Genomic DNA, 17,521 nt, shown 5'->3' with positions numbered 1-17,521 from the left:
CCATTCGCCCAGAGCCAGCGCTTTGGCTTCCGGGTGATGGACGATCAGACGGATCAGTTCCTTTTCCTTGGTGCTCAACTCGGAAATCCTGGATGAATTTTTGTCGGACTTTTGCGCCACGGATGAGAAAGCCTTGGTGAGAAGCCGCTCACGCAGGCGTGCCGGTACCCAGAGATGCTGCTGGGATACGGCATGGAGTGCCCCCAGAATGGAACCAAGGGGCTCGGAAACATGGACGATCCCCAACACCCCCTGTTGGATTTGTGCCTCCAGTCCCTTGAGTTCGTCAGACTGGGTCAACAGGATCAGTTCGACGTGATGTTCGGCCAGATGCGTGGATAGCGTGGGGAGGATGGACAGGGAAGCATCGTCCAGGATCACGATTTTTGGGTGTTGTCGTTCCAGTTCGCGAAAGAGACTGGCTGTGGGCGGGTGCCCGCCCAGCCACAGAAAGTTGCCTGGATGATTGGTCAGCAGGGCGTTCAAGCCCGCCAGGACCAGTTGATGACAGGTAATGGCAAAGACGCGGATGCATGAATCTGGACTCATGGTGTTGGCGCGGAGAAAAAAGGGAATGATAGGGACCTCCCCGCCTGGGTGACGAAAAATTCTGTTCGTTATGTAATGATCGTGAACTCCTGCTGCCGGGGTTTTCGGTACCCGGGATCATCAGGCTAGAAAAACAACTTTGGAACTGTTACAGTGGTCCCCCGAGTACGTTTCACTGGAGTCGGGATGGAGTGTCAGGATCATGAGGAAGTTCGGAAACCCGGGACCGGGTGCAGAGAACCCGCGTCTGCGGGCGAGAAAGGATCTGCCGTGGTGACCGGTGCCACGGTGCGTTTGATCGGAGACAGTCAGGCCCCCGTGGATCAGGCGTTCAATGCCCTGCAGCGCGATTTGACCCAGGTGGATGCGCTCCTGAAGGATGCCGTGGGTCAGCTGATGGAAAGTTTATTGCGCCTGCAATCCCTGATGCAGGAACAGCAGAAGATCATCGGGCTGGCAGTGTCTGAGGAGGGAAATCAGGACGGGAATCCAGCCCCGGGCAGGGAAAGTTTCCGGCAGGTCGTGAAGCATCAGACCGAGTTCAATGGACGCATTGAAGACGCCGTGTTTCAGGCGGTGACCTCCCTGCAGTTTCAGGATATGGTGACCCAGTTGGTGGACAATATCCAGATTCGGCTGAGTGCGTTACGAGACATACATCAGTTGATTGCCCACCAGGCCGGGTCGGAGCATTCTGCTTCCCAACGGGCCGATGAGGCGTTGGTCCAGACGATTTCAAGTCTCGAACGAAAACTGGCAGCGTTGCGTGAATGTCAGGTGCGTAAGCCGGTGAGACAGGCCGACATGGCCTCAGGTGAAATTGAACTGTTTTAGAATCGATGGTTGAGGAGAAGATGAAGTGGCCAAAAGTATACTGACGGTGGATGACTCTGCCTCCATGCGGCAAATGGTCGGTTTTACCTTGAGAGGGGCAGGATATGATGTCATCGAAGCGGAAGATGGCCAGGAAGGGCTGGACAAGGCCCGTCAAATGGTGGTGGATCTGGTATTGACGGACCAGAATATGCCGAAGATGGATGGCCTGACCCTGATAAAAACCCTGCGCATGTTGCCAGCATACCAGACTGTTCCTATTTTGATGTTGACCACGGAGTCCAGTGACTCCATGAAATCTCAAGGTCGTGCTGCCGGGGCAACGGGGTGGTTGGTCAAGCCCTTTGATCCCCAAAAATTGTTGGAAGTGGTTAGAAAATGTATCGGGTGATCCGAACCGTTTTCAAACTCTGATCCAGGTTCCCTTTGTGAGTATCGATCTCAGTCAGTTTTTTCAGGTGTTCTTCGATGAAACGGAGGAACATCTGCTGGCCCTGGAAACCTTGCTGCTGGGGGTGGACCGGATGGCCCCGCTGGGTGAGGACCTGAACGCCATCTTTCGTGCGGTTCATTCCATCAAGGGGGGCTCCGCTACCTTTGGTTTCAACGACATGACGGAAGTTACCCATGTTCTGGAGAATTTGCTGGACCGGGTGCGCAAACGCGAAATAGTCCTGACCGAAGAGATGATCAACGCATTCCTGGAAGCCGGGGATGTGTTGCGCATGCAGTTGGCTTTTCACCGTGGTCAGGGAAGTGTGGATCCGGATGTCGTGCAAGGCGTCCAGGCGAAATTGACTGTTCTGGCCAGTACGATGGGGTCTGATTCCAAAGACACTTTTCCTGTGGAAAATGCGTTGGTTCCGGTTTTCTCTGGAGAAGAGACCAAACAGAAGGTTCCGGAATCGGTGGCGCAGCACGATCCGGGCTATGGGTTTTTTGACGAGGGTCACGATTTTTTTGAATCCATTCGGGAGACAAAACCAGAACCCGACCCCGACCCTGGTTATGGGTTTTTTGCGGATCCTGTTTTTCCGGCAGCGGATTCCTCCGTTCCCCCTTCCAGGACAGGGGAGGCCGAGCAGGCCCCGGCGGTTTCCGGGGCAAGGGTGGAGTTCGTTTCCGAACGGGTTTCCCGGGGGCGTCGCGCTACCGATCAAGTTGGCACGGATTCCTCGATTCGCGTCAACGTGGAAAAAGTGGACCAACTGATCAATCTGGTTGGAGAACTGGTCATTACTCAGGCGATGTTGATGCAAGCCGGCGGATCTCTGGAGGGGGTGCGTTACGAACCCCTGAAAAGAGCACTGGGCCAGTTGGAGCGTAATTCGCGCGACTTGCAGGAGGCCATCCTGTCGGTACGGATGTTGCCGATTTCCGTGGTATTCAACCGGTTTCCCCGACTGGTTCGCGATCTGGCCGGCAAACTGGGAAAACAGGTCGCGTTGAAAATTCTGGGCGAGGGGACGGAACTCGATAAAGGATTGATCGAGAAAATTTCCGATCCTTTGACGCATCTGATCCGTAACAGTATGGATCATGGTATTGAAATGCCCGAACAGCGTCATGAGAGGCACAAGCCTTCCTTCGGGACGGTGACCCTCAATGCCTGTCATCAGGGTGGGGCAGTGGTCATTGAAGTGAGCGATGACGGGGGTGGGTTGTCACGCGACAAAATTCTGGCCAAAGCGCGTGAGCAGGGTTTGCCCTGTCATGATGCGATGACGGATGCTGAAGTATGGAATTTGATTTTTGAACCAGGTTTTTCCACGGCCGACAGGATCACTGAGATCTCGGGACGGGGGGTGGGCATGGATGTGGTCAAGCGCAACATCCACCAGATGGGCGGACGAATCGAGATCGACTCGACGGCCGGCCTGGGTACGCGTACGATCATCCGTTTGCCGCTTACCCTGGCCATCCTCGATGGCCTTCTGGTGGCGGTGGGAGAACAGGTTTATGTTCTCCCACTGATTTCGATTCTGGAGTCGGTGCCCTTGACTTCGGAAAATCTGCGTACGATCAGTGGGGATGGACGTCTGTTGCAAGTGCGGGGAGAATATGTCCCGCTGGTTGTATTGAGTGAAAAATTTCCGGTGTCCGGTGATCGGTCGCTTTTTCCGGAGACTTCCCCCATCGCCGTGATCGTGGAGGCGGAAGGGCGCAAGGTGGCCCTGTGCGTGGATGCTCTGCTGGGGCAACAGCAGGTGGTGGTCAAAAGCCTGGAAGCCAATTTTCGCAAGCTGGCGGGGATTTCCGGGGCCACCATTCTGGGCGATGGGCGGGTTGCACTGATTGTGGATCCGGCACCCCTCGTGCAAGAAAGTCAGTTTCCCAGGACCGGAATGGTTTGATGGACACCCAAGGACGACAAGAACCATGATGAATCAGAAAGACCCAATTCCTGCAGTCGCTGTCAACGAATTTCTGGTGTTCACTCTGGGCAGTGAGGAATACGGGATTGATATCCTAAAGGTCCAGGAAATCAGGAGTTACGAAACGGTCACCCGCATCGCCAATACGCCGGATTTTATCAAGGGGGTGATCAACCTGCGCGGAGAAATCGTGCCCATCATCGATCTCAGGGTGCGCTTTCATCTGGGAGAGATCCGCTACGATGAATTCACAGTCGTCATCATTCTGCGTCTGGTCGAACGTCTGGTGGGGATGGTGGTGGATGGCGTTTCCGACGTGCTATCCCTGACCCCCGGGCAGATTCGTCCCGCCCCCGACTTTACGGCGACCCTGGATACCCACTACCTGATGGGATTGGGTACGTTGGACCAACGCATGTTGATTCTGGTGGACATCGAGCGTCTGGTGAAGAGCGAAGACATGGCGCTGACCGAAAAAACCGTGGCCGAATAAACCAATAACAAATATCCATCAAGGGGTACAGGACATGAGAACCAACCTACCGGTGACCAACGTTGAATACGAACTCGGTGAGAACATCATCATCGTGTCGAAGACGGATCTCAAGGGACAGATAACCTATGTCAATCCCTGTTTTATCGAGGTCAGTGGCTATACCGAACAGGAGATGATCGGTCAGCCGCATAATATGATTCGTCATCCGGATATGCCGGAAGAGGCTTTCCTGGATTTATGGCAAACGCTCAAGGAGGGTTTGCCCTGGACGGGGTTGGTCAAAAACCGGCGAAAAAATGGAGACCATTACTGGGTTCAGGCCAACGTCACCCCCTTGGTCGAGGGAGGCCACTGTGTGGGCTACCTGTCAGTACGCACCAAGGCCAGCCGTCAGAAAATCGAAGAAGCCGAACGGATCTACCGTCTCTTCAAGGAAAAAAAGCAGGGGCGCTTGCGTATCAAGGAAGGACGGGTCGTCAAGGCTGGATTGCTAGGGGGGTATGGGCGACGTGGCTTGAGCGAAAACCAGCATATCCTGTGGTCTTTTCTGGCGATGATGGTTGCCTTGCTGGCAGTGGGTGCCATGACCTGGTGGGAGGGACGGGTCAGCGAAGCAAACATGGATGAAATCGTCAATCGACGGGTCATTTTTGTACATGATCTGGTGGAACTCAAATTTTTGGTGGCTCAGAACCAGTTGCAGATGATCGATCTGTTAAACCATTCCGCCACCCCCTCGGTGACTCCGGTCGCGGGCAACAGGGCAGAACTCCTGCACAAGACAGGAGTTCCGGCGCCAGAGCCGCTGCCCATCCATCAACTGGATGATTCGGTGGATAATTTCAAGGCTGTCAGCCAGGCCCTGTTCAGCAGCCTGAGTGTGAATGTGGCGGCAGATGGCCAAGCGCAAACCCAATTGAAAAGTTTACAGATTCTTCTGGAAAGTTACGGGCGGCAGGGACTGGATCCCTTGCTTGACTTTTTGCATCAGGGCGATCGTGCCAGCGCAGAGGCGCTCATGGGACAAGAACTGAAGACGCTGCAGGCTCAAATGTACCAGCAACTGGAAACCATGAATGATCAGGAGGTAGATGCGCTGCGTACGGCCTATGCCCAGGAGCAGGATCGCCGGCGCCTGTTGCGTTTGGTTCAGGCGGGTATTGGCGTACTGAGCGTAGCGGTGGCCATTTTGCTGGTAGCATTGCTGATAAGGTACCTGACCCGTTCTCTGCGCCATGCCTCGGAACTGGTGACACGCATTGCCCAGGGCCACTTTGACAATAACATCGTGGTGGAGCAACGGGATGAAATCGGTCAACTCATGTATGCCATCAAGTCCATGCAGACACGCATGGGATTTGAGGTGATGGAAGGCAGGCGTCTGGTAGACGAAAATTCACGGGTCCGGGTCGGATTGAACAATGTGAGTGCAAGCGTCATGATCGCCGACCTCCAGCACCGCATCATTTTCGTCAACAAGTCGGCCCATGCGCTACTCAGTGCGGCACAGGAAGCCATTCGTCGTGACCTCCCACTTTTTGAGACGGATGCCCTGATCGGCAGTTCAATCGATGATTTTTATGAAAATTCCGGTCATCAGAACCGGTTTCTGGAACAATTGCGCGATTCGCACCATACCTGTATCGAGTTGGGGGGGCATACTTTTCAACTCACCTTCAGCGTCGTGCTCAACGAACGGAACGAACGGCTGGGCTATGTGGTGGAATGGCTGGACCGGACTGCCGAGTTGGCAATGGAAGAAGAGGTCAACTCAGTGATCGAGAGTGCGGTCAAGGGGGATTTCTCGAAATCGATCCCGGTGAGGGGCAAGGAAGGGTTTCTGTTACGGGTCTCAGAGGGGATCAATGGGCTCATCGACAGTACTTCCGGCAGTCTCAATGAGGTCGGTCGCGTGCTTTCCTCCCTGTCTCAGGGCGATTTGACCCAGTCCATTACGCGCGACTACCAGGGGATCTTTGAACGCATGAAACAGGATGTGAATGCGGCGGTCGAACAATTGGCCTCTCTCATCCAGCAGGTCAATGACTCGGCCGATACCATCAATGCGGCCTGCAAGGAAGTCGCTTCCGGCAGTGCCGACCTGTCCGGTCGAACGGAGGAACAGGCTGCCAGCCTGGAAGAAACCGCTGCCAGCATGGAAGAATTGACCTCCACGGTCAAGCAGAATGCGGAAAATGCAAATCAAGCCAATCAGTTGGCGCGCAATGCCCAGGATGTGGCGACAACGGGGGGGGTCGTGGTGGCGCAGGTCGTTCAGACCATGGGCGATATTGGGGCCTGTTCCAAGAAGATCGTTGATATCATTGGCGTGATCGATGGCATCGCTTTTCAGACCAATATCCTGGCCCTGAATGCGGCAGTGGAAGCCGCGCGTGCCGGGGAGCAGGGGCGCGGTTTTGCAGTAGTGGCCAGCGAAGTACGTAACCTGGCCCAGCGTAGCGCGGCAGCTGCCAAGGAAATCAAGGGGCTGATCGGAGATTCGGTGGGGAAGGTGGAAGAGGGCATCGGTCTGGTGGAAAGAGCAGGTCGTACCATGACGGATGTAGTGACGTCTGTAACCCGGGTTACGGATATCATGGGGGAAATTGCGGCGGCCTCCACGGAGCAAAGTCGAGGGATTGAACAGGTCAATGTGAGCATCGCCCATATGGATGATACGACCCAGCAAAATGCCGCATTGGTGGAAGAAGAAGCTGCCGCCGCGGCTTCTCTGGAAGAGCAGGCGGAAGGCCTCAAACGTTTGATGGGGACCTTCAAGATTCACCCGGCTCCTGTGGCTCCCGGCAAAACCATTCACAAGTTGAGTCGAACCATGAGGGACTTCCCGCGTCTTCTGGCTCAGGAAGCACGTACCGAACCCAGACGTCCCATGGTGTTGGGAGTCCAGAAACCAGCGGACAGTGAGGATGGTGACTGGCAGGAATTTTGAGACAGAGGTGATGGTGAGACCCCGCGAGTTTTGTTTTACTGAACGCGATTTTGAACAGGTGCGGTGTCTGATTCATGAGCGGGCTGGTATTTTTTTGAGTGAAAACAAACGGGAATTGGTCTATAGTCGGTTGACGCGACGTTTGCGGGTCACGGGCGCAAAAAGTTTTGAGGATTATTTGCAAAATTTCCTGAGGGGAGGAGATTCGGAGTGGGAGGGTTTTATCAACGCCCTGACCACCAACCTCACCTCTTTTTTTCGCGAGAACCATCATTTTGAGTTGTTGGCCCAACAGTTGCAGGACCTGGCTTCAAGGAGTCGTTCCCCCATCCGTCTGTGGTGTTCTGCCTGTTCTACAGGAGAGGAGCCCTATTCCATGGCCATGACGGTATTGGAAACCCTGGGCCCCGATCCTCCTGTCCTGATTCAGGCGACCGATATCAACACTCATGTTCTGGCCCAGGCCGAAGAAGGGGCCTATGCCGCAGAAAACCTGACCTTGAGTGAAAGGCGTCTGCACCGGTTTTTTTACAAAGGAGTGGGTAAACACTCAGGGTCGGTTAGAATTCGTCCTGAGGTGCGTCGTCTGGTCACGTTTTTTCAACTGAACCTGCTGGACGCCCATTGGCCGATCCATTCTCACCTGAATGCCATATTTTGCCGTAATGTTATGATTTATTTTGATAAAAATACGCAGTACCAAATCTTGGGGGAAATGGCCCGGCATCTCGACCCGGAAGGGTTGTTGTATGCGGGGCATTCCGAGATTTTTCACCATGCGCGCGATTTTTTCCATCTGCGCGGTAAAACCGTCTATCAACTCTCCGAGCGCAAGACAACGGGAATGACCAATCAAGTCGAGCAACGATGACAGATACGTCCTGCCAGGAGGTTTTGGCCCCGAATGGGTATTTCGATCGCCAGTTTCAGCGGGAAGCGATCAAGATTTTACCTGGAGAATATTATGTGACGGGGCGAGACATGGTTCTGGTGACCGTGTTGGGATCCTGTGTGGCGGCCTGCCTTTGGGACCGGGTGGCGGGACTGGGCGGGATGAATCACTTCATGTTGCCGGATGATCTGCGCGAGGGAGGAACACCGCTCAGCGTGGCAGGTCGTTATGGCGCTTATGCCATGGAGTTGATGATTAACCGTTTGCTCAAGGCAGGGGCCCGGCGCAGTCATCTGGAGGCCAAGGTTTTCGGGGGAGCGGAGGTGCTGCGTGGGTTTACGACGGCCCGGATTGGGGAACGCAATGCGGAATTTATCCTGGATTATCTCCAGACCGAAGATATCCCCGTTACGGCCCAGGATCTGATGGATATTTATCCCCGCAAGGTCTATTTCTTTCCCAATACCGGCAAGATTCTGGTCAAACGTCTGCGTTCGGTTCACAACGATACCATCGTGACCCGTGAGCATCGGTATGGTGAGCGTATCCGTGGAACGGATATTTCAGGAGGGGTGGAACTGTTCTAGTTCCCTGTGGCCGCAAGAATGAGAGACAGGATATCGACCGTGAATGGGACGCGCAGGATCAGGGTGTTGATCGTCGATGACTCTGCCCTGATCAGGGCTATCTTGACCGAGGTGGTCGGCAGTTTTCCCGATCTGGAAGTCGTGGGGGCCGCCGCCGACCCACTGCAGGCCCGTGACATGATCAAGGAACTGAATCCTGACGTCTTGACGCTCGACGTGGAAATGCCCAGGATGGACGGGTTGACCTTTCTTGAGCGTCTGATGCGTCTGCGTCCTATGCCTGTGCTGATGATTTCTTCCATGACCGAGCGGGGTTCCGAAGTGGCCCTCGATGCTCTGGAACTGGGGGCGGTGGATTTCATCGCCAAACCCAAACTCGATGTGGTTTCGGGATTGCAGGAGTATGCGGAAGAGATTGCCCGAAAGATTCGCATGGCGTTCCGTTCCCGTGCGGCAAGTTGCACTCAGGGCGAAGGTATGGTATCCCCGGTTCGTCACTCCGGAAAACTTTCTGCCTCTGAGAAAATCATTCTGGTGGGGTCATCCACGGGCGGTACCGAGGCCCTGAAGGTGTTTCTCGAGCCCATGCCCGAAGATGCCCCTGCCATCCTGATCACCCAGCACATGCCTGAGGCCTTTACCAAATCCTTCGCAGTCCGGCTGAATGGGTTATGTCGCATGAACGTCAAGGAGGCCGAGGAAGGTGAACGGGTCTTGCCCGGTCATGTCTATGTGGCACCAGGACATTCCCATTTACGTGTGACGCGTAACGGAACCGGATATACGCTTCGTCTGGGGGGCGATGCCCCGGTCAACCACCATCGTCCTTCGGTGGACGTTCTGTTTCAGTCCGCAGTTCAGAGCGTGGGAGCCAACGGACTGGTTATCCTGTTGACCGGGATGGGCCGGGATGGGGCCCAGGGGATGCTCCAGATGCGCCAGGCGGGTGCTTATACCATCGCCCAGGACGAAGCGACCAGCGTGGTGTATGGCATGCCACGGGCTGCTGTGGAAGTGGGCGCAGTGGATGAAGTGTTGCCTCTCGATGCGATCGCCAGGCGGGTGCTCGAACGCCTGTGCTGACGGAACTGGCAAGTTTTCCGGGAATTGGGTGGCACGGTTTTCTATGGGGAGGGGAATCGAATCCCTCTCCAGGCCACCCAAGCCCAGCCTGTCAGCATGGCCAATCCACCCAGCGGAGTGATGGCTCCGAGCCAGGAGGCCCCGGTCAAGGCCAACAGGTAGAGGGACCCTGAAAATACCAGTACACCTCCGCCGATCAGTTGGCCTGGGCCGCGTACGTCCATGCCCGTCCACCCCCCCAGGCCGATCAGTCCCACCGCATTCCACAGTTGATACTCCACCCCGGTATGCCATACCTCCAGTAGAGGCGGCGCCAGGACCGAACGCAGGGCATGAGCCCCGAAAGCACCCAGTGCAATCCCTGTGAAAGCCAGCAAGGCACCGCTCAGGCGCAGTATTCTCCGGGACGAATTATTGGACTGCATAGAAAGGTCCGGTAAAAGGGGTGCTGCCTTGGGTGACCTGGGCGCCATTCAACCCATTGATGATGGAATGGCCATAAAAGTAGGGCAAGCCAAAATCCGCCGATCCCGCCGTAGCCCCATTGCTCGTTCCACTGTCATTGAAGGCGCGGTCCCCATTGCTCAGGCCGCTTGAAATATCGAGCAGCCCGAAGGAAAGCGGCGTGGTATTGGATGAATTGACGAAGGAAGTAGCCGTGCCCGTGATCGTCATCAGGGTCTGGGGATTGTAGTCCCCGTTGGAATTGGTGGGGACACCAGTCAGGGGGATGAAATACAGATTTGATCCGCTGTCGAAGAAGGAGCCCGGATAGGTTCCGGTCTGGCCATTCAGGCTGGCTGTAAAATTGCCGATATTCGGTCCCGAGGCGGGTACAGGGAGTACTGAATAACTGGTGGCGAGGGAGTTATTGGTCTGGGTGTTGATACCGAAAGTCAATGTGCCATTTGCCGTGAATTGTCCTTGGGAATTAACGGTGGGCAGGGTCAACACCACTCCGTTGTTGTCGCTGCTGAAGGCGGCCACAGGGTTGAAGACGACACTGGTCAGGGCAAGGTTGCCAGACCCCGTGTTCGGGCTGCTGGCACAGGCATAGTAGGGACTGAGGTCATGCAGGAATACCCCCACGCCCAGCAGTCCGTTGCCACCGATTCCATCCAGGTTGCCGATGTCGGTGCCTGCATTGCTGGTGCAACTGCCCGGTGGCGTGAAGGGATATTGACCGCCAACCAACTGGATGGGAATCGGGTTGGCAGTGGTTTCTCCACCCACTTTAACCGTGGCCTGGTAAATCCCTCCCCACATGTAGCCCCCCAAAAACTGGGCGCATTCCGTGACGGGCACCGTACCGTTGGTGACGGCAGGAAGATTCAGGGCGCTGATCCCGGGGAAATCGGCGCGTACCCTCAGTCCGTAGGAACCCGTATCCACGATGACATGATCGACGGTAACACATTGGCTTCCATGGCAGACCTGCACCGTAACATAGGGCATGTTCATGGAAGGGTAGTTTACCGCAGCATATTGTTCCACAGTGACCGGTACCTGATTGGATGTCGATGACGATGCGGCTGTAAACGGCGTGGGAATGGTGGTGGCTGGGACGGTCAAGGCATTGCAGGTCTGGGGAGGGGCCGCCGTGGGGCCACCGCCACCGCCACCGCCACAGGCCGTCAGGGCCAGGAAAACCCCGGGGATCAGGGATCGCAGGAAGAATTTCAGGGGAAGCGTCTTCATGGGGCTACCCCGATGAGAGAGAGGTCCAGACCGGCAGGGAGCAGAGCGGGCGCATAAGCGGAGCCTTGGTAGGCGCCCATATGACCACTGGCATGAACGACCAGGGCGGGGGTATGGAGGGCAATCGGAGCCCGGTAGGCTCCAGGGCGGAGAGGACGCTTCTGGAGCGACTGTTGGTACTGGGGAAAATAGGAACCCAGAAAAACGCTGGCGTCGGGCAGGGTGGGCCCTGACCAGGTCAAGGCAAAGACAGTGCCATGGCTGGAGTATTCCGTCACGACCACATGTTGCAAGGTTTCAACCGTTTGCTGACGAATCCCCCCGGGCGGGGTGGCAGAAGCCGCATGGGCCGGGACATAGGAGGTCAGGGGAAAACCTTCCTGGGGCACTTGCTGATCACTCCCTCCTAACGCTGCCCATCCCTTCAAAGACACCATTAAACCGAGAATACCCAATGACCGGAGCACACGCACCATCTTCAAAACCTCGCTACGGGGGGAAAGGCTTCAGACTAACAGAATAAGCGAGTTGGATTGTGACTCTCTGTAAAAGTTCAGGGCTGATCAAGCGTACATCCTGCCGACCACCAGGCAATCCCGGGCAGAGGTTTCTGTATTTCGGGAACGATGGTGGCCGCGTCGCTTCCTTGCCTGATCGCCGTGGATGTCCATTCCGGCGGCCGGCGTTTATCGGCCCTTGAACAAGGCATCCACCCTGGCGGCGCAGATGAAATCGTTTTCCGACAGACCATCGAGGGCGTGTGTCGTAAATTCCACGCGACATTGGTTGTAACTTACTGTCATGTCGGGGTGATGATTTTCGCAATGGGCCAGCCATGCCACCGCGTTCACGAATGCCATGGTCTGGTAATAGTTCTTGAATCCGAAGGACTTTTCGATGGCTCGGCCACGCAATACCCAGCCATCGAGTTGTGCCAGTAAGGGGGTGATCTCGCTGTGCGAGAGTGGAGGAACACCGCCTTCGCAGGGTTTGCAGTGCTTATGGGTCAACGCGCAGATTTCGTCCATGGCTTTCTCCACTTGAGAGATTGAGCATCATTATCTTCCACTTTCTTCCTGTGCAGAGTTAAAAACGTGCAACTCTGGCTTTCCCTGAACTTTTTCATCCGTGCACCTGGCGACATCGTATGGGTAGTATAAAACCCCGATGGGATCTAAAGTTCCGTGTGTTTCACTTTCCGATGATTACCAGAATGGGGCTATGGTGTTGAATTGTTTCCACTGGAGGTCGAGTTGACCGGTTAACTGCTTGGTTTCGCAGGCTAACCATCCCTTGACAAGGCAGGAAGTGGCGAGGTCCACGTCCGGTAATTCTTTGAAGAGATGGTTTGCGGTTACGGCATCGTTGATTGCTCCGAGTGTATCCTGAAGTCCAGACAGGGCGGTCAGAAATGAATGTGCAGAACGAGCAGGGTAGAGAGGCATGAAAAACTCGGATGCATAGCGCAATTTCTTCCCATTGATACGAAGGGTGTGCAGTTGTTCCGGATGAAGGGTGGTAATGCTTCTTCCGCGTTTCCTGAAATTGTGATAGCGCTTTTCCAAGACTAAATTCGCAAAATGACCAATCGAAGAAGCGTTGCCTTGCAACCAGGAATCGTGGGCCAAGGCTGCTTCGAGTTCAAGCAACAAAGCCTGAAAGCGATGTGACTCGATGGCGGTTATGGCTCTGTCCCGATTTTTCCTGCGCAGGACATCGCTTGATTGCTGCAGTTTCGCAAAATCGTGTTCCTGTGACAGGGCTGCCAAGATCGGCGGAAGTATTTTCAGGACGAAAACATCCCAGTTTCTTGCTGGTCCCAACTCTTCCAACAACCATTTCAATTCCGTGGAGATGTCAGAGAAGGCGGTTTCGTCGAAAGCATGAGGGGAAATGCCAAAAGTGGACCGCATGCGCCTCAGCGCAACGCGCATTTTGTGCAGGTGGTTGCTGTCCGGGTCGCGAGTGAGAAATACCTTTGCGTTGTCCTGCAATTGCTGTCGGCAATCCCTCACGGTTTCCATACAGGCCTTCGCGGCATCCATTTTGCCTCTTGGTGACTATATTGCGTCACTAAATTGAGCGGATGGGTAGGATATTTCCATGCGTTTCACGACCAGGTGTCGATGCGGAGAACCCGGCAGCGCGTCACGCAAATGTACCACGACTTTCCCATGGCTGGAATACGAAACCTCAACATTCGAACGTTTGAAAATAGTCGTCAGAATCGTTGTATGATGGGGTTCCTCTCAGAAAACGCCGAACAGGAGAAACCAGATGAAGTATGCTCAATTCGTTATTGCGGCCAGTGTTTTTCTGATCCATACGCCGACAATTGCCGACGAAACTGTGACCGGGTCGGATCTGTCAAAACTCAGGGAGTTTCAGGATTGTTCAGACTGTTCTGTAATGGTCGCGCTTCCGGTGGGTAGTTTCGACATGGGCTCCAACAACGGCGAGGCTAATGAAAAACCCGTACACCGCGTCACCATAGCCCAAACTTTTGCCATAGGCAAGACCGAAGTGACCCAGGGACAGTGGAAGGCGATCATGGGCAATAATCCGAGTCATTTTAGCGGCGGCCTATTCACCAGAAATTGTGGAGAAAACTGCCCGGTGGAAAATGTCAGTTGGGATGATGTCCAGGACTTTATCCAGAAACTCAACGCCAGGACTGGCAAACAGTATCGCCTGCCTTCTGAGGCGGAATGGGAATACGCCTGTCGGGCAGGCGGACAGCAGAAATACTGCGGCAGAGATGATCTGGGCAACGTGGCGTGGGACGTCAGCAACAGCGATGACATGACCCATCCCGTAGCCCAAAAACAGGCTAATGCCTTTGGCTTGTACGACATGAGCGGCAACGTCTGGGAATGGGTGGAGGACAGTTGGCACGATAATTACAACGGAGCGCCAACGGATGGCAGTGTGTGGCAGGGAGATGGCGCGAAGCGCGTGCTTCGCGGCGGTTCCTGGAACAGCGGGCCGCAGGGTACTCTCGCGGCTTACCGTATTATGGGCAGGCCGGCAGAGGGGGAACACGATGTTGGTTTTCGGCTTGCCAGGACACTTCCGTAGCATCGTGAAAAGGTGTCTTTGGTGGTCCGGTCGAAAAATACCCCAGGATCAACATTCAAGATGTCTTTAACATCGCTCTTTGACGCCAGACAAACACTAAATCTGGCTATTCTTGAATTTCGACTGCTTCATGTAGATTCCTCTCGTTTCGAGAAAGTTCCACATTTCATTCCCGATTTTTTACGGTGGGATTGCCGATGATGCGGACAGTTTCTGGCCAGTTGAAGGGCATTTTGGTATGGTGCGGTCTGGTACGGGTATTGCTGTGGCAACAGGCGCAGTGAGCGCTCCTGCCCCCATTGCGGTCAGTGAAGTCGATGTGGCAATCCACACCGCGAGCGGTATCTGTGATGCGGCACTTGTGCATCCGCTGGGTAGCGGTGCGTGGCCTGCGGCCATCATGTTCCCCGATGCCTTTGGGCTTCGTCCCACCATGCGGGACATGGCAAGACGGCTGGCGGCGGAAGGCTACACGGTCCTCGTTCCGAATCCGTTCTATCGCCTGACAAAAGCACCAGGGGTCGGGCCTGATTTCGATTTTCAAAAGCCCGAAGATCGGGCCAGACTGAGCGCCCTGCGGACGCCGTTGACCAATGAAAATGTAATGCGGGATGCTTCTGCATTCGTTGCTTTTCTTGACCCCCAGCCGTTTGTGAGCAAGAAAGCGAGGATGGGTGTCGTTGGCTATTGCATGGGCGGCCTGATGACAATGCAGGCGGCTGCGGGAGTGCCAGATCGAATTGGCGCAGGCGCGTCCTTTCATGGCGGCGGTTTGGTTACCGACAAGTTGGACAGCCCACACCGGCTTGTTCAAAAAATGCGGGCGGAGTACTACTTCGGCATCGCAGCGAACGACGATGAGCGCCAGCCGGAAGCCAAGACCGAACTTGCGGAGGTATTCAAGGCTGCAAAACTGCCTGAAAAAATTGAAGTTTATGAAGGCGCGCGGCATGGATGGTGCATTAAGGACATGCCAATCCAGGGAGGCAGGCCTATCTACGATGAACTCCAGGCGGAACGCGCGTGGGGCGAACTCCTGATTTTATTCAGACGGGTATTGACATAGGGCTGCCTCATTGGAGTTGCTGAATGTGCGCTATTTTGGGAAGATCACCAATACACCGGAGGCGATTGAAAAGTTGGTCGAGCAACTCGGAAAAGGGGATGCGAATTTATGTTTTTGTTTTTGCTTCGAGCGCGGGCTCTGCGGTTTACGGTAGGGATACAATGTGCAATACTGCTCCATCATGGCCGACCCCAACGACAACAATGCAAATGCAATAATCACCGTCGACCTCACCAAGCACTTCGATCAGGTCACTGCGCTCGACCGCCTGTCTCTGAAAGTACGAAGCGGCCTGATCTTCGGCCTTTTGGGCCCGAACGGCGCAGGCAAGAGCACAACGATTAAAATCCTCACCACCCTGCTGGACGCGAGTTCTGGCTCCGCCACGATAGCTGGTTTCGATGTGGCGAAAAGCCCCATCGAAGTACGTCGACGCATTGGCTACGTACCCCAACTTCTGTCGGCTGACGGTGCCCTGACCGCCATCGAGAACCTCAACCTGTCGGCAAGGCTCTATGGTTTGCACGGAGGAGAACTCAAAGTACGCGTGAGTGAGGCTTTGTCCTTTTCCGGGCTCGATACGGTAGCGAACAAGCCGGTCAAAACCTATTCGGGTGGGATGATTCGCCGTCTTGAGATAGCCCAGGCAACGCTGCATTATCCCGAGGTTCTGTTTCTGGACGAACCGACCATCGGTCTGGATCCCGTTGCCCGTAAAACCGTGTGGGAACGGCTCAAAGATCTCCGCCGGTCCAGGCGGACGACCATCCTGATCACGACGCACGACATGGAAGAGGTCGACGTGCTTTGCGACGAACTGGCCATTCTTGATCGCGGTCGCTTGGCGGTCACGGGAAGTCCCGGGGAACTCAAGTCCCGATTGGGCGCTCAAGCAAGTCTGGACGATGTATTCGTGCACTTCAGTGGCAGCGTGATGGAGCGGGAAGGCAATTACCGCCAAATCCGTGAAAACCGCAGCGCCATTCACCGATTGGAGTAGCCATGCTTCGCTTCGCTCGTGAAAGCCTCGCCATTGCCAGTGCCGAAATGCACAAGTTGGTCCGGGATCCGACCGAGATGTTCTCACGGGCCATCCAACCCGTGCTGTGGCTGGCCATATTCGGCCAAGTCTTCAGTAGGGTCAGGGGAATCCCCACGGGCAACCTGAACTACCTGGATTACATGGCTCCCGGAATTCTTGCGCAAAGCATCCTGTTCAGTGCCATTTTCTATGGAATCGCAGTCATCTGGGAACGCGATCTGGGGATCGTTCACAAGTTGTTGGTCACCCCGGCGCACCGTAGCGCACTGATTGGGGGTAAGGCCTTGGCGGCTGGCCTGCGCGGACTGGTTCAGGCGATCGTCGTGTATGGCGTCGCGGTTATCCTGAAAGTCAATATCCGCTGGGAATTTCTGCCTATTCTGACGGCAGCCGCAGGTGTATTCATCGGATCGGGCGTCTTCTCCACCTTTTCTCTGCTCATTGCCTCCATCGTCAAAACCCGCGAAAGATTCATGGGGATTGGCCAAGTATTGACGATGCCCCTGTTTTTCGCTTCAAACGCCATCTATCCTCTGGAATTGATGCCGGACTGGCTCAAAAGCATTGCGATATTCAATCCGCTGACCTATCTGGTGGATGTGCTCCGTGGTTCGATGATTGTCGGCGGGGTGAGCACCTTTCCCGTCATCACCAGTTTCGGGGTGATGGGCCTTGTCTTTCTGATTCTTCTGGCATTGGCTTCGAAAATCTATCCCGGGCTGGCGCGCTAATCGGCCTCCTTCTTATGGTTATGGTTGAACCCGGCAAGGAAATATCGTGTATATCCCACCTCAATTCAATGATCCTGCCGGATCAAAAGTCGATATGCAAACGCAGTCCGTACACATCGACCGGACCGCGCAGTTGATTG

The 17,521-nt window shown here is 55.1% G+C and carries 18 protein-coding genes; 12 read left to right on the top strand and 6 right to left on the bottom strand.

The window, feature by feature from the left end; all coding sequences use genetic code 11:
• Nucleotides 1–549, bottom strand: a 549-nt coding sequence (locus M6F29_RS09240; RefSeq protein WP_298158905.1) for a hypothetical protein, incomplete at its 3' end; no start/stop codon positions are given.
• 186 nt (nt 550–735) lie between these two features.
• Here M6F29_RS09240 and M6F29_RS09235 point away from each other — a divergent pair.
• Genes M6F29_RS09235 through cheB form a run of 8 tightly spaced genes read left to right on the top strand, consistent with a single transcriptional unit; the run spans nt 736 to nt 9,766 of the window.
• Nucleotides 736–1,383, top strand: a complete 648-nt coding sequence (locus tag M6F29_RS09235; RefSeq protein ID WP_298158902.1) for a hypothetical protein — start codon at nt 736–738, stop codon at nt 1,381–1,383.
• 25 nt (nt 1,384–1,408) lie between these two features.
• Complete coding sequence (locus M6F29_RS09230) at nt 1,409–1,774, top strand: response regulator (RefSeq protein ID WP_297480887.1); 366 nt, start codon at nt 1,409–1,411, stop codon at nt 1,772–1,774.
• Nucleotides 1,775–1,811: 37 nt separating this feature from the next.
• Nucleotides 1,812–3,737 (top strand): chemotaxis protein CheA, encoded by a 1,926-nt coding sequence (locus M6F29_RS09225; protein ID WP_298158899.1) that lies wholly within the window; start codon nt 1,812–1,814, stop codon nt 3,735–3,737.
• Between the two features lie 25 nt (nt 3,738–3,762).
• Nucleotides 3,763–4,251, top strand: coding sequence for a chemotaxis protein CheW (locus M6F29_RS09220; protein ID WP_298158896.1), 489 nt, complete (start codon nt 3,763–3,765; stop codon nt 4,249–4,251).
• A 34-nt stretch (nt 4,252–4,285) separates the two neighbouring features.
• Nucleotides 4,286–7,204, top strand: coding sequence for a methyl-accepting chemotaxis protein (locus M6F29_RS12360; protein ID WP_366525987.1), 2,919 nt, complete (start codon nt 4,286–4,288; stop codon nt 7,202–7,204).
• On the top strand, nt 7,182–8,075 hold the full coding sequence (locus M6F29_RS09205) for a CheR family methyltransferase (protein WP_366525986.1): 894 nt from the start codon (nt 7,182–7,184) through the stop codon (nt 8,073–8,075). The genes M6F29_RS12360 and M6F29_RS09205 overlap by 23 nt, the downstream gene beginning before the upstream one ends.
• Nucleotides 8,072–8,683, top strand: coding sequence for a chemoreceptor glutamine deamidase CheD (gene cheD / locus M6F29_RS09200; RefSeq protein ID WP_297480894.1), 612 nt, complete (start codon nt 8,072–8,074; stop codon nt 8,681–8,683). Before M6F29_RS09205 ends, cheD begins: the two co-directional genes overlap by 4 nt.
• Before the next feature lie 39 nt (nt 8,684–8,722).
• Nucleotides 8,723–9,766, top strand: coding sequence for a protein-glutamate methylesterase/protein-glutamine glutaminase (cheB, locus tag M6F29_RS09195; protein WP_297497203.1), 1,044 nt, complete (start codon nt 8,723–8,725; stop codon nt 9,764–9,766).
• 41 nt (nt 9,767–9,807) lie between these two features.
• Here cheB and M6F29_RS09190 read toward each other — a convergent pair whose 3' ends face one another.
• The 5 genes from M6F29_RS09190 to M6F29_RS09170 form a co-directional block, all read right to left on the bottom strand.
• Nucleotides 9,808–10,191 carry a DUF423 domain-containing protein gene (locus M6F29_RS09190; RefSeq protein WP_298158890.1) on the bottom strand — a complete coding sequence of 128 codons (384 nt, stop codon included), beginning with the start codon at nt 10,189–10,191 and terminating at the stop codon, nt 9,808–9,810.
• Nucleotides 10,178–11,464 carry a DUF3443 family protein gene (locus M6F29_RS09185; RefSeq protein WP_297480906.1) on the bottom strand — a complete coding sequence of 429 codons (1,287 nt, stop codon included), beginning with the start codon at nt 11,462–11,464 and terminating at the stop codon, nt 10,178–10,180. The genes M6F29_RS09190 and M6F29_RS09185 overlap by 14 nt, the downstream gene beginning before the upstream one ends.
• Complete coding sequence (locus M6F29_RS09180; protein WP_297480908.1) at nt 11,461–11,901, bottom strand: DUF2844 domain-containing protein; 441 nt, start codon at nt 11,899–11,901, stop codon at nt 11,461–11,463. Before M6F29_RS09180 ends, M6F29_RS09185 begins: the two co-directional genes overlap by 4 nt.
• Before the next feature lie 249 nt (nt 11,902–12,150).
• A complete protein-coding gene (locus M6F29_RS09175) occupies nt 12,151–12,492 on the bottom strand; it encodes a 4a-hydroxytetrahydrobiopterin dehydratase (RefSeq protein WP_297480911.1) in 342 nt (113 codons plus the stop codon).
• Nucleotides 12,493–12,669: 177 nt separating this feature from the next.
• Nucleotides 12,670–13,488 (bottom strand): CHAD domain-containing protein, encoded by an 819-nt coding sequence (locus M6F29_RS09170; RefSeq protein ID WP_298158908.1) that lies wholly within the window; start codon nt 13,486–13,488, stop codon nt 12,670–12,672.
• Between the two features lie 253 nt (nt 13,489–13,741).
• On the opposite strand from M6F29_RS09170, the gene M6F29_RS09165 reads away from it, so the two are divergent.
• The 4 genes from M6F29_RS09165 (at nt 13,742) to M6F29_RS09150 (ending at nt 17,381) form a co-directional block, all read left to right on the top strand.
• The gene (locus M6F29_RS09165; RefSeq protein ID WP_298158884.1) at nt 13,742–14,542 is read left to right on the top strand and encodes a formylglycine-generating enzyme family protein; all 801 of its coding nucleotides are present in this window, start codon (nt 13,742–13,744) and stop codon (nt 14,540–14,542) included.
• 319 nt (nt 14,543–14,861) lie between these two features.
• Nucleotides 14,862–15,608 (top strand): dienelactone hydrolase family protein, encoded by a 747-nt coding sequence (locus M6F29_RS09160; protein WP_298158881.1) that lies wholly within the window; start codon nt 14,862–14,864, stop codon nt 15,606–15,608.
• Nucleotides 15,609–15,789: 181 nt separating this feature from the next.
• Nucleotides 15,790–16,608, top strand: coding sequence for an ATP-binding cassette domain-containing protein (locus tag M6F29_RS09155; protein ID WP_366525988.1), 819 nt, complete (start codon nt 15,790–15,792; stop codon nt 16,606–16,608).
• Between the two features lie 2 nt (nt 16,609–16,610).
• Complete coding sequence (locus M6F29_RS09150; protein ID WP_297497215.1) at nt 16,611–17,381, top strand: ABC transporter permease; 771 nt, start codon at nt 16,611–16,613, stop codon at nt 17,379–17,381.
• Nucleotides 17,382–17,521: the final 140 nt, after the last annotated feature.

The sequence above is a fragment of the Ferrovum sp. genome, from assembly GCF_027317285.1.
In the GTDB taxonomy this organism is placed as follows: Bacteria; Pseudomonadota; Gammaproteobacteria; order Burkholderiales; family Ferrovaceae; genus Ferrovum.
Note: the sequence above shows the minus strand (reverse complement) of the source record. Positions and strands in the feature narration are given on the sequence as shown.

Coding starts and splice junctions, on each gene's coding strand:
- M6F29_RS09170 (WP_298158908.1), bottom strand. CDS start 13,488: ATGGAAACCGTGAGGGATTGCCGACAGCAATTGCAGGACAACGCAAAG.
- M6F29_RS09155 (WP_366525988.1), top strand. CDS start 15,790: ATGGCCGACCCCAACGACAACAATGCAAATGCAATAATCACCGTCGAC.
- M6F29_RS09175 (WP_297480911.1), bottom strand. CDS start 12,492: ATGGACGAAATCTGCGCGTTGACCCATAAGCACTGCAAACCCTGCGAA.
- M6F29_RS09150 (WP_297497215.1), top strand. CDS start 16,611: ATGCTTCGCTTCGCTCGTGAAAGCCTCGCCATTGCCAGTGCCGAAATG.
- M6F29_RS09220 (WP_298158896.1), top strand. CDS start 3,763: ATGATGAATCAGAAAGACCCAATTCCTGCAGTCGCTGTCAACGAATTT.
- M6F29_RS09180 (WP_297480908.1), bottom strand. CDS start 11,901: ATGGTGTCTTTGAAGGGATGGGCAGCGTTAGGAGGGAGTGATCAGCAA.
- M6F29_RS09185 (WP_297480906.1), bottom strand. CDS start 11,464: ATGAAGACGCTTCCCCTGAAATTCTTCCTGCGATCCCTGATCCCCGGG.
- M6F29_RS09235 (WP_298158902.1), top strand. CDS start 736: ATGGAGTGTCAGGATCATGAGGAAGTTCGGAAACCCGGGACCGGGTGC.
- M6F29_RS09165 (WP_298158884.1), top strand. CDS start 13,742: ATGAAGTATGCTCAATTCGTTATTGCGGCCAGTGTTTTTCTGATCCAT.
- M6F29_RS09190 (WP_298158890.1), bottom strand. CDS start 10,191: ATGCAGTCCAATAATTCGTCCCGGAGAATACTGCGCCTGAGCGGTGCC.
- M6F29_RS12360 (WP_366525987.1), top strand. CDS start 4,286: ATGAGAACCAACCTACCGGTGACCAACGTTGAATACGAACTCGGTGAG.
- M6F29_RS09205 (WP_366525986.1), top strand. CDS start 7,182: ATGGTGACTGGCAGGAATTTTGAGACAGAGGTGATGGTGAGACCCCGC.
- cheD (WP_297480894.1), top strand. CDS start 8,072: ATGACAGATACGTCCTGCCAGGAGGTTTTGGCCCCGAATGGGTATTTC.